Genomic DNA, 10,324 nt, shown 5'->3' with positions numbered 1-10,324 from the left:
TAGGAATACATTTACTAATAATACATCGTATTTTTACAGTAAATCAGTTTGATGCCAATCTGTAAAAACGGGACAAACAAGAGTATGGGAGTGGATTTTACATGTTTAAAATTCAAGAAGTTCGTGAATTAATTAAATTAATTGATAGCTCTAATATTGATGAATTTGAATACAAAAAAGACGGTACAACAATCAAAATGAAAAAACGTGGTAATGAAGTTGTTGCTGTGCAAGCACCGGTAACTAAACAGGTAGTACAACCAGCAGCATCTGTTGAAGTAGAAACAACAGTAGCGGCAGCGCAAGTAGAAGTGCCAAAACAAGAAGAGAAGAAAGCGGTTCAAAATGAAAACCTACATAAAATCACATCACCGATGGTAGGGACATTTTATTCCTCTTCTTCGCCTGATACACCTCAATATGTAAGTGTTGGGGACAGAGTGTCGAAAGATTCTATCGTATGTATTGTTGAAGCTATGAAATTATTTAACGAAATTGACGCAGATGTAGAGGGCGAAATTGTTGAAATTCTTGTTAATAACGGACAGCTCGTTGAGTATGGACAACCGCTATTTCTTGTAAAAGCGTAATAAGGGAGTCTTTGTGATGATAAAAAAAGTATTAATAGCCAATCGTGGGGAAATTGCTGTACGAATCATTCGTGCTTGTAAAGAAATGGATATTGAAACAGTTGCAATTTATTCAGAAGCAGACAAAGAGTCACTTCATGTGCAAATTGCAGATGAAGCGTATTGTGTTGGACCAACGATTTCAAAAGAAAGCTATTTAAATTTGACGAACATTATTAGTGTTGCGAAATTAACAGGTTGTGATGCAATTCATCCGGGATATGGATTTTTAGCAGAGAATGCAGATTTTGCAGAATTATGTCGTGAGTGTAACTTGATTTTTATCGGTCCAAGTCCAGAAGCTATTTCAAAGATGGGCACAAAAGACGTTGCACGTGATACAATGAAAGAAGCAGGGGTTCCGATTGTACCAGGTTCACAAGGGATTATTAAAAATACCGAAGAAGCGATCGGGCTTGCTAATCAAATTGGATATCCAGTTATTATTAAAGCGACTGCAGGTGGCGGCGGAAAAGGTATTCGTGTTGCGCGCCATGAAGAAGAGCTTGTAAAAGGAATTCAAATTACACAGCAAGAAGCCAGTACCGCTTTTGGGAACCCTGGTGTATACTTGGAGAAGTACGTTGAAGATTTCCGCCATGTTGAGATTCAAATAATGGCAGATACACATGGAAATGCCATTCATTTAGGAGAGCGTGATTGTACAATTCAGCGCCGCCTGCAAAAACTATTAGAAGAAAGTCCATCACCTGCACTTGATGAGAATATTCGCAAGCAAATGGGTGACGCAGCAGTTAAAGCGGCGGTAGCGGTTGATTATACAGGTGCTGGTACGGTTGAGTTTATTTATGAATATAAAACGAAAAGCTTTTATTTCATGGAGATGAATACGAGAATCCAAGTTGAACATCCAGTTACTGAAATGGTAACAGGGATGGATTTAATTAAAGAACAAATTCTTGTTGCTTCTGGAGAAAAGTTATCGTTACAGCAAGAAGAAGTACAATTTAATGGTTGGGCAATGGAATGTCGAATTAATGCGGAAAACCCTGCCAAAAAATTTATGCCATCTCCAGGTAAAGTAGAGATGTACTTACCACCAGGCGGATTTGGTATTCGCGTCGATTCAGCTGTATATCCGGGATATTCAATACCACCTTTCTATGATTCGATGGTTGCTAAATTAATTGTTCACGGAAAAACACGTGAAGAGGCAATTGCAAAAATGAAGCGAGCACTCAGTGAGTTTGTCATTGAAGGCGTACATACAACAATCCCGTTCCATTTGCAATTGCTAGATCATCCTGATTTTGTAAAAGGTGAGTTTAACACGAAATTTTTGGAAGAGCATGAACTTGTGACGCAGTGATACATTAAAGGAGGTTTTTTTCATGGCTGAACATATGTTAGATATGGGTCAAGATACAACTCTTGGAAAAGTAGAAATTGCACCAGAAGTAATCGAAGTAATTGCAGGTATTGCAGCTGCTGAAGTAGAAGGTGTAGCGGCAATGCGTGGTAATTTTGCTACAGATGTTGTTGAGAAGTTAGGTAAGAAAAATCATGGTAAAGGTGTAAAGGTTGAATTAGCAAACGAAGATATTATTGTTGACCTTTATGTTGTGATGTATTTTGGTGTAGCGATTCCGGTTGTTGCACAAAAAATTCAAGACAATATTCGCCAAGCACTCTTTACAATGACAGGACTTGAGCCAAAAGAAGTGAACGTTCACATCGTTGGCGTAACATTCGAAACACAAAAAACAGAAATCGAACCAGTGTAAGAGTGAAAAAAGGTGCCTAGTAAAATAGGCATCTTTTTTATCGTGTCATTTCTTCACAAATTAAAACCCTCTAATTATTATACTATTTCAAAAAATAAGAAATATAAAAGGGAATGTTTCATTTTTCCAAAAAACGTACATTGTGATAAGATATGGAACTTGAAGTTAATCTTTTTATTATTTTTCAGCCTTGTACCCCGTGTGTGAAACGATAAATTGTGTTATTATCATTGTATTATAAGGTTGGAAAATCAATGAAAACTGCAAGAGTAAGTGAATTGACGGCTTATAAATTATAATAATATAACAAAGCATAAGGAAAGACTTGAAGTATAAAGGAGAGTTACAATGAAACGTAGGACGGCTAGAGAAAGAGCAATGCAAGCATTATATCAAATGGATATTACAGGAGAATTAGAACCGAAAGTAGCGGTGGAAAATACGCTAGATGAAGGTGAAGAAACAAATGAGTTTCTAGAATCACTTGTTGTAGGATTTGTAGAAAATAAAGAAGTGATTGATGAAGCAATTCGTCAAAACTTAAAAAAGTGGAAGCTTGAGCGTATTAGTATTGTTGATCGCAGTATTTTACGTGTAGCTGTGTGTGAGATGAAATACATGGAAGAGATTCCGCACAATGTAACAATTAACGAAGCAATTGAAATCGCAAAAACATTTGGGGATGAGGAATCTCGTCGTTTTATTAACGGCGTTTTATCTAATATAAAAGATACACTGTAATTTCTTTAAGGGGGAAACTTAAAATGGTAGCAGTAATCATCAAAGGAAATGAAGTTGCGGAGAAAAAACGAGCACAATTAAAAGAAGAAGTTGTGAAGTTAAAAGAGCAAGGGATTGTACCAGGATTAGCAGTTATTTTAGTTGGAGAAGATCCAGCATCTCGTTCTTATGTAAAAGGAAAAGAAAAAGGCTGTGAGCAAGTAGGAATCTATTCAGAGCTAATTGAACTTCCTGAAACGATTACTGAGGAGCGTTTGCTTGCTGAAATCGATCGCTTAAATGGAGACGACCGCATTAATGGCATATTGGTACAATTACCTTTACCAAAACATATTGAAGAAAAAGCTATCATTGAAAGAATTTCACCGGAAAAGGATGTAGATGGATTTCACCCAATCAGCGTAGGACGTATGATGACGGGACAAGACACATTCCTTCCATGTACACCGCATGGCATTTTAGAATTAGTAAAAGAAACGAATCTTGATATTTCTGGAAAACATGTTGTTGTAATTGGAAGAAGTAATATTGTTGGTAAACCAGTGGGGCAACTGTTTTTAAATGAAAATGCAACTGTCACATATTGTCATTCTAAGACGCAAAATATAAAAGAATTATCGAAGTTAGCTGATATTTTAATCGTAGCCGTTGGACGACCGAAAATGGTAACAGCTGACTATATTAAAGAAGGTGCGGTTGTAATTGATGTTGGTGTTAACCGTTTAGAAACAGGCAAACTTTGTGGTGATGTTGATTTTGACAATGTATTAGACGTTGCAGGTTACATTACGCCTGTGCCAAAAGGAGTCGGACCAATGACTATTACAATGCTTCTTCACAACACTGTGGAGTCTGCAAAGCGTGCAGGTGTTGTTTGTCAATAATTTGAATCGGCTATGAGGAGAGAGCAATGGAGAAACAATATTTAACCGTTACAGCATTAACACGCTATATTAAAACAAAAATAGAGTATGATCCGCATTTACAGTCTGTTTGGTTAAAAGGAGAAATTTCCAACTTTAAATATCATAGTCGTGGTCATATGTATTTTACATTGAAAGATGAAAATGCAAGAATTGCAGCGGTTATGTTTGCGGGTCATAATCGTAACATTAAATTCAGACCGGAAAATGGAATGAAAGTACTTGTAAAAGGAAAGATTTCTGTTTACGAGGCGAGTGGTTCTTATCAAATTTATATTCAAGACATGCAGCCTGATGGAATTGGAAACTTGCATTTAGCTTATGAGCAATTAAAAGTTCGTTTAGAGGAAGAGGGTTTGTTTTCTCAAGTTTATAAAAAAATAATTCCTCCGTATGCTAAAACAATAGGTGTAATTACGTCGCCAACAGGAGCAGCAATTCGCGATATTATAACAACAATTAAACGTCGTTATCCAATTGGAAATGTCATTGTGTTTCCTGTACTTGTACAAGGGGAGTCAGCGGCTCCCTCGATTGTACAAGCAATTCGTACAGCGAATGAAATGGGAGATATTGATGTTTTAATTGTTGGACGTGGTGGAGGCTCTATTGAAGAATTATGGGCCTTTAATGAGGAAGTAGTTGCAAGAGCAATTTTTACAAGTGAGATTCCGATTATTTCGGCTGTAGGCCATGAAACAGATTTTACAATCGCAGATTTTGTCGCGGATTTACGTGCGCCAACACCGACTGCAGCAGCTGAGCTGGCGGTACCTAATACTATAGAGTTACAAGAAAAGGTATTACAAAGAACTCTGAGATTGCAAAGAGCAATGAGAGAGAGAGTACATAAAAAAGAAGAAAAATTGCAAGTGTTACAAAAATCTTATGCGTTCCGTTATCCAAGGCAAGTGTACGAGCAAAAAGAAGAGCAGTTAGACAGGGCTCTTGAACAACTTGTTTTAGCGAAAGAGCGTTATATAGATAAAAAAGTAAATCAATTAAAGCAACTTTCATTTTATTTAGAAAAGCACCACCCATCTCAAAAAATTATACAAACGAAAACGGCAATTGAAACGTTGCAAAAGCAGTTGCAACGTGAAATGCAAACATTACTTCAAACGAAGGAGTTCGTATTTGTGAGAACGGCTCAAAAGCTTGAAGTATTAAGCCCGCTTAAAGTAATGATGAGAGGGTATGGGCTTGTATACGATGAAGAGAAACAAGTATTAAAAAGCGTGAAAGATGTTAGCCTTGGAGATGCTGTTTCGGTTCAATTACAAGATGGAATACTAGATTGTAGCGTATCAAGCATAGAGGAGCGTGAATTGAATAATGGAAAATAAGTTAAGCTTTGAAGAAGCAATTTCGCAACTTGAGCATCTCGTTTCTAAGCTTGAACAAGGTGATGTACCTTTAGAAGAAGCGATTTCTTATTTTAAAGAAGGCATGGAATTATCTAAGCTTTGTGATGAAAAATTGAAAGATGTACAAGAACAAATGGCAGTTATCCTTGGGGAAGATGGAGAGCTTAAACCGTTTACTGCTTTAGGAGATGAAGCATAGTGACACATATAGCTTTTGATGCTTTTTTGAAAGAGAGTAAAACTTTCGTAGAAGAGAAGCTTGTAAGCTATGCAAATGAATTACAATGTCCAAATGTGCTTCGTGAAGCGATGGCATATTCTTTGGAAGCGGGTGGGAAACGTCTCCGCCCGTTACTTTTATTTGCAACGTTACAAGCGTTTGGGAAAGAAAGAAATCTTGGAGTGGGTGCAGCTTGTGCCCTTGAAATGATTCATACATATTCATTAATTCATGATGATTTACCTTGTATGGATGATGATGATCTAAGACGAGGAAAGCCTACAAATCATAAAGTATTTGGTGAAGCAATGGCAGTTTTAGCAGGAGATGGTTTGTTGACGTATGCTTTTCAAGTTATTATGGCATATGAGCAAAAAGAAATCTCTGCTGAAAAAAAAGTAAGACTTGTATTTGAGCTTGCGAAAGCAGCAGGACCTGAAGGAATGGTTGCTGGACAAGTGGCAGATATGGAAGCTGAAGGAAAACGACTTACAATTAATGAATTAGAGTACATCCATAAGCATAAGACAGGTAAACTGCTTGAGTTTGCTGTACTTGCAGGAGCGATAATTTCTGATGCTACAGAAGAGCAAGAAGAGAAGTTACTTGCATTTGCGAAATATATCGGTCTAGCTTTCCAAATTAGAGATGATATTTTGGATGTAGAAGGAATAGAAGAAGAGATTGGAAAACCGATTGGCAGTGATGCTTCCAACGAAAAGAGCACATATACGACGTTATTTACTGTAGATAGAGCAAAATCTATTTTAGAGGAGACAATTGCAAAAGCAAAAGATTCTATTAGCTCCTTGCAATTACAAGATGAATATTTACTAGCTATTTGTGATTTAATCGCAAAACGTAATAACTAGTATAACAGCGTTTTCATTTGTTGAGTCATTCAGCATTTTATGATATAAATGTAGGAAAAGGTTTTTCTTTCCTTGTTATTGGCAAAAATATATGTAGATTACATTGCCGTTATCACTTCGTGTTAGCGGCTATTTTTTTCATCGTGCAAAGAAATTTGATTTGTAATATGATAAGTAAAGAAAAATGGAAGTGTTTTCCGAAATCAGGACAAGATAAAAGAATAGAAAAGAGAATTTCTTGTACTATGTAAATGTTTCTTATAATATTTGACATGTTGACAGATTATGAAATGAAAGTGAGTGATCCATGTGGATCTAACGCAAATTCAAAACCCTAGTTTTTTGAAAGATATGTCTATCAGTGAACTAGAGGAATTGAGTGAGGATATTCGTAAGTTTTTAATTGAAGAGCTCTCTCAAACAGGTGGACATATTGCACCTAATTTAGGTGTAGTAGAACTCACAATTGCTCTGCATAAATTATTTGATAGTCCGAAAGATAAATTCTTATGGGATGTAGGACATCAATCCTATGTACATAAAATTTTAACAGGGCGTGCGAAAGAGTTTGGCACATTAAGACAATATCAAGGTCTATGTGGTTTTCCGAAACGCTGCGAGAGTGAGCATGATGTTTGGGAAACTGGTCATAGCTCGACGTCACTATCTGCTGCGATGGGAATGGCGCTTGCACGTGATTTAAAGAAAACGGAAGACTATGTTATACCAATCATTGGAGATGGTGCTTTAACAGGTGGAATGGCTTTAGAGGCATTGAACCATATTGGGCATGAAAAAACAGACATGATTGTCATTTTGAATGACAATGAAATGTCAATCGCACCGAACGTCGGTGCACTTCATAATGTACTTGGTCGTTTACGTACCGCAGGGAAATATCATTGGGTGAAAGATGAACTAGAGTATATATTGAAGAAAATCCCAGCAGTCGGTGGGAAAGTGGCTGCGACAGCAGAGAAAATAAAAGATAGTCTGAAATATTTACTAGTATCAGGCGTCTTTTTTGAAGAATTAGGCTTTACATATTTAGGTCCGGTCGATGGGCATGATTATGAAAAGTTATTCGAAACGTTGCAATATGCAAAGAAAACAAAAGGCCCAGTACTTGTTCATGTTATTACGAAAAAAGGAAAAGGTTATAAACCAGCTGAGAGTGACGTTATTGGAACTTGGCATGGAACAGGACCGTATAAAATTGAGTCAGGCGACTTCGTTAAACCGAAGGAAGTTGCACCAGCATGGAGTGCTGTTGTTAGTGAAACAGTGCTTAAGCTAGCGAGAACGGATGAACGTATCGTTGCAATTACGCCTGCAATGCCTGTTGGATCGAAACTTGAGAAATTCCAAAAAGAATTTCCGGATCGTATGATTGATGTAGGTATTGCAGAGCAGCATGCTACAACAATGGCGGCTGGTATGGCAACGCAAGGAATGAAGCCATTCTTAGCAATTTATTCAACGTTTTTACAAAGAGCATATGACCAAGTTGTTCATGATATTTGTCGCCAAAATTTAAATGTTTTCATTGGAATAGATCGTTCTGGATTAGTTGGAGCAGACGGTGAAACGCATCAAGGTGTATTTGACATCTCGTTTTTACGTCATTTGCCGAATATGGTGATTATGATGCCGAAAGATGAAAATGAAGGACAACATTTAGTATATACAGCGATGCAATACGAAGATGGACCGATTGCTTTACGTTATGCACGCGGCAATGGACTTGGCGTTCAAATGGATGAAGAATTAAAGGCGATTCCAATTGGTACATGGGAAACGTTAAAAGAAGGAACACAAGCAGCAATTTTAACGTTTGGTACGACAATCCCGATGGCAATGGAGGCAGCTGAGCGACTTGAAAAAGCTGGAGTATCAGTGAAAGTAGTGAATGCTCGCTTTATTAAGCCGATGGACGAAGCATATTTACATGAGCTTTTAGGAAAAAATATACCGATTTTAACGATTGAAGAGGCTTGTTTAATCGGTGGCTTTGGAACGGGAGTAGTTGAATTTGCTTCTGAGAACGGATACCATAGTGCTTTAATTGAACGAATGGGTATTCCTGATCGCTTCATAGAGCATGGTAGTGTAACAAAACTGTTAGAAGAAATTGGTTTAACGACAGATGCTGTTGTAGACCGTATTCATACAATGATTCCATCAAAACAAAAAAGGGCGTAACAAATGAGCGTAAAAAAAGAAAGAGTAGATGTACTATTAGTAGAGCGAGGACTTATAGAAACGCGTGAGAAGGCTAAACGTGCTGTTATGGCAGGTCTTGTATATGCGAATGAAATGAGACTCGATAAGCCAGGGGAGAAAATCTCGCAAGATACGGAGATTACGGTGAAAGGGCAAGTTATGCCATATGTAAGCCGTGGTGGTTATAAGCTTGAAAAGGCATTAGAAACATTTCAACTTGATTTACAAGATAAAGTTATGATAGATATTGGTTCATCAACTGGTGGTTTTACAGACTGTGCGCTTCAAAATGGAGCGAAGTTATCTTATGCATTAGATGTAGGATATAATCAACTTGCGTGGAAGTTGCGTCAAGATGAGCGTGTTGTTGTGATGGAACGAACGAACTTCCGTTACGTGACACCGGCAGATTTAGAACGTGGTTTACCGCAGTTTGCAAGTATTGATGTTTCATTTATATCATTAAGGCTTATATTGCCGGTTTTAAAAACCATGCTTACGCCAAATGGTGATGTTGCTGCATTAATTAAACCTCAGTTTGAAGCTGGACGAGAACAAGTCGGGAAAAAAGGCATTGTTCGTGATAGAAAAGTGCATGAAGCTGTCGTGGAAATGATTGTCGATTTTGCTCTTAAGGAAGGCTATGATGTCGAAGGTTTAACATTCTCACCAATTACAGGCGGGGATGGAAATATTGAATTTTTAATTCATTTAAAGTGGCACGGTGAGCGTGAGAATGGCGAAAATCATTCTCCGGTTTCTATTGAGCAAGTTGTTACAGAAGCACATGATGTTCTAAAACAAAAAGGGAAAGGGGAATAACATATGTTGTTCCTCTTTTTGGTGTAATCGTATAATGATTGTAAAAAACAATTGTGTACAAGTAACGGATTATACGTTAACATAAATAAGTGAAGTATACCAATGTTTAAACTATGGTAAGAGATAGTGTGAGGTGCAAATGTATGAATAAAGGTCAGCGCCATATTAAAATCAGGGAAATTATTGCGAATAAAGAAATTGAAACACAAGATGAACTAGTTGATATTTTACGTAATGTGGGGTTTAATGTAACGCAAGCAACAGTATCGCGCGATATTAAAGAACTGCACTTAGTGAAGGTACCGTTAAATGATGGTCGCTATAAATATAGCTTGCCAGCAGATCAACGATTTAACCCGTTGCAAAAATTAAAACGAAATCTAGTGGATTCATTTGTAAAATTAGACACGGCAGGACATATGCTTGTGCTAAAAACATTGCCTGGTAACGCTCATTCACTTGGGGCACTTATTGATCATTTAGAGTGGGATGAGATTATCGGAACCATTTGTGGTGATGATACTTGCTTAATTATTTGCCGTACACCTGAAGATACAGGTGTTGTCTCTGATCGTTTCTTAAATATGCTGTAAAAGAAAAATCTTGTTTGCTTTCCTCTGTAAAGTGGAAAGTAAACAAGATATTTTTATTGATTAAAAATATGAATTTGTAACTGTAATATAATATTTTGTTTGAATAAAGTTAGAAAATAGGTGGATTGACCCGTAAAACGAATGTTTGGTACAATGGAGCGGGTTAGAAGAGTAATTTGTACATACAAA

11 protein-coding genes are annotated in these 10,324 nt (G+C 37.1%); all 11 read left to right on the top strand.

Annotated elements, in window-relative coordinates; translation table 11 throughout:
* Positions 1 to 101 precede the first annotated feature (101 nt).
* The 11 genes from accB (at position 102) to argR (ending at position 10,135) form a co-directional block, all read left to right on the top strand.
* A complete protein-coding gene (accB, locus tag KI356_RS24185) occupies positions 102 to 590 on the top strand; it encodes an acetyl-CoA carboxylase biotin carboxyl carrier protein (RefSeq protein WP_002122431.1) in 489 nt (162 codons plus the stop codon).
* A 16-nt stretch (positions 591 to 606) separates the two neighbouring features.
* The gene (accC, locus tag KI356_RS24180; protein WP_212936687.1) at positions 607 to 1,959 is read left to right on the top strand and encodes an acetyl-CoA carboxylase biotin carboxylase subunit; all 1,353 of its coding nucleotides are present in this window, start codon (positions 607 to 609) and stop codon (positions 1,957 to 1,959) included.
* Between the two features lie 22 nt (positions 1,960 to 1,981).
* Complete coding sequence (locus tag KI356_RS24175) at positions 1,982 to 2,374, top strand: Asp23/Gls24 family envelope stress response protein (protein WP_000807630.1); 393 nt, start codon at positions 1,982 to 1,984, stop codon at positions 2,372 to 2,374.
* A 348-nt stretch (positions 2,375 to 2,722) separates the two neighbouring features.
* Positions 2,723 to 3,115, top strand: coding sequence for a N utilization substance protein NusB (nusB, locus tag KI356_RS24170; protein WP_087954329.1), 393 nt, complete (start codon positions 2,723 to 2,725; stop codon positions 3,113 to 3,115).
* Positions 3,116 to 3,138: 23 nt separating this feature from the next.
* On the top strand, positions 3,139 to 3,999 hold the full coding sequence (gene folD, locus KI356_RS24165) for a bifunctional methylenetetrahydrofolate dehydrogenase/methenyltetrahydrofolate cyclohydrolase FolD (protein ID WP_002122426.1): 861 nt from the start codon (positions 3,139 to 3,141) through the stop codon (positions 3,997 to 3,999).
* 26 nt (positions 4,000 to 4,025) lie between these two features.
* A complete protein-coding gene (xseA, locus tag KI356_RS24160) occupies positions 4,026 to 5,384 on the top strand; it encodes an exodeoxyribonuclease VII large subunit (protein ID WP_212936686.1) in 1,359 nt (452 codons plus the stop codon).
* Positions 5,374 to 5,604, top strand: coding sequence for an exodeoxyribonuclease VII small subunit (gene xseB, locus KI356_RS24155; protein ID WP_000428422.1), 231 nt, complete (start codon positions 5,374 to 5,376; stop codon positions 5,602 to 5,604). Before xseA ends, xseB begins: the two co-directional genes overlap by 11 nt.
* Positions 5,604 to 6,497, top strand: coding sequence for a polyprenyl synthetase family protein (locus KI356_RS24150; RefSeq protein WP_212936685.1), 894 nt, complete (start codon positions 5,604 to 5,606; stop codon positions 6,495 to 6,497). The genes xseB and KI356_RS24150 overlap by 1 nt, the downstream gene beginning before the upstream one ends.
* Positions 6,498 to 6,806: 309 nt before the next feature.
* The gene (dxs, locus tag KI356_RS24145; protein WP_212936684.1) at positions 6,807 to 8,699 is read left to right on the top strand and encodes a 1-deoxy-D-xylulose-5-phosphate synthase; all 1,893 of its coding nucleotides are present in this window, start codon (positions 6,807 to 6,809) and stop codon (positions 8,697 to 8,699) included.
* Positions 8,700 to 8,702: 3 nt separating this feature from the next.
* Positions 8,703 to 9,542, top strand: coding sequence for a TlyA family RNA methyltransferase (locus KI356_RS24140; protein WP_002122416.1), 840 nt, complete (start codon positions 8,703 to 8,705; stop codon positions 9,540 to 9,542).
* A 143-nt stretch (positions 9,543 to 9,685) separates the two neighbouring features.
* A complete protein-coding gene (gene argR / locus KI356_RS24135; RefSeq protein WP_002122414.1) occupies positions 9,686 to 10,135 on the top strand; it encodes an arginine repressor ArgR in 450 nt (149 codons plus the stop codon).
* Positions 10,136 to 10,324 lie beyond the last annotated feature (189 nt).

The sequence above is a fragment of the Bacillus hominis genome (assembly GCF_018332515.1).
GTDB classification, from domain to species: Bacteria; Bacillota; Bacilli; order Bacillales; family Bacillaceae_G; genus Bacillus_A; species Bacillus_A hominis.
This window is presented reverse-complemented; position numbering and strand designations above follow the sequence as displayed.

What these genes read in the sequence shown, in the direction of transcription:
- accB (WP_002122431.1), top strand. Translation starts at nt 102, where the DNA reads ATGTTTAAAATTCAAGAAGTTCGTGAATTAATTAAATTAATTGATAGC.
- accC (WP_212936687.1), top strand. Translation starts at nt 607, where the DNA reads ATGATAAAAAAAGTATTAATAGCCAATCGTGGGGAAATTGCTGTACGA.
- KI356_RS24175 (WP_000807630.1), top strand. Translation starts at nt 1,982, where the DNA reads ATGGCTGAACATATGTTAGATATGGGTCAAGATACAACTCTTGGAAAA.
- nusB (WP_087954329.1), top strand. Translation starts at nt 2,723, where the DNA reads ATGAAACGTAGGACGGCTAGAGAAAGAGCAATGCAAGCATTATATCAA.
- folD (WP_002122426.1), top strand. Translation starts at nt 3,139, where the DNA reads ATGGTAGCAGTAATCATCAAAGGAAATGAAGTTGCGGAGAAAAAACGA.
- xseA (WP_212936686.1), top strand. Translation starts at nt 4,026, where the DNA reads ATGGAGAAACAATATTTAACCGTTACAGCATTAACACGCTATATTAAA.
- xseB (WP_000428422.1), top strand. Translation starts at nt 5,374, where the DNA reads ATGGAAAATAAGTTAAGCTTTGAAGAAGCAATTTCGCAACTTGAGCAT.
- KI356_RS24140 (WP_002122416.1), top strand. Translation starts at nt 8,703, where the DNA reads ATGAGCGTAAAAAAAGAAAGAGTAGATGTACTATTAGTAGAGCGAGGA.
- argR (WP_002122414.1), top strand. Translation starts at nt 9,686, where the DNA reads ATGAATAAAGGTCAGCGCCATATTAAAATCAGGGAAATTATTGCGAAT.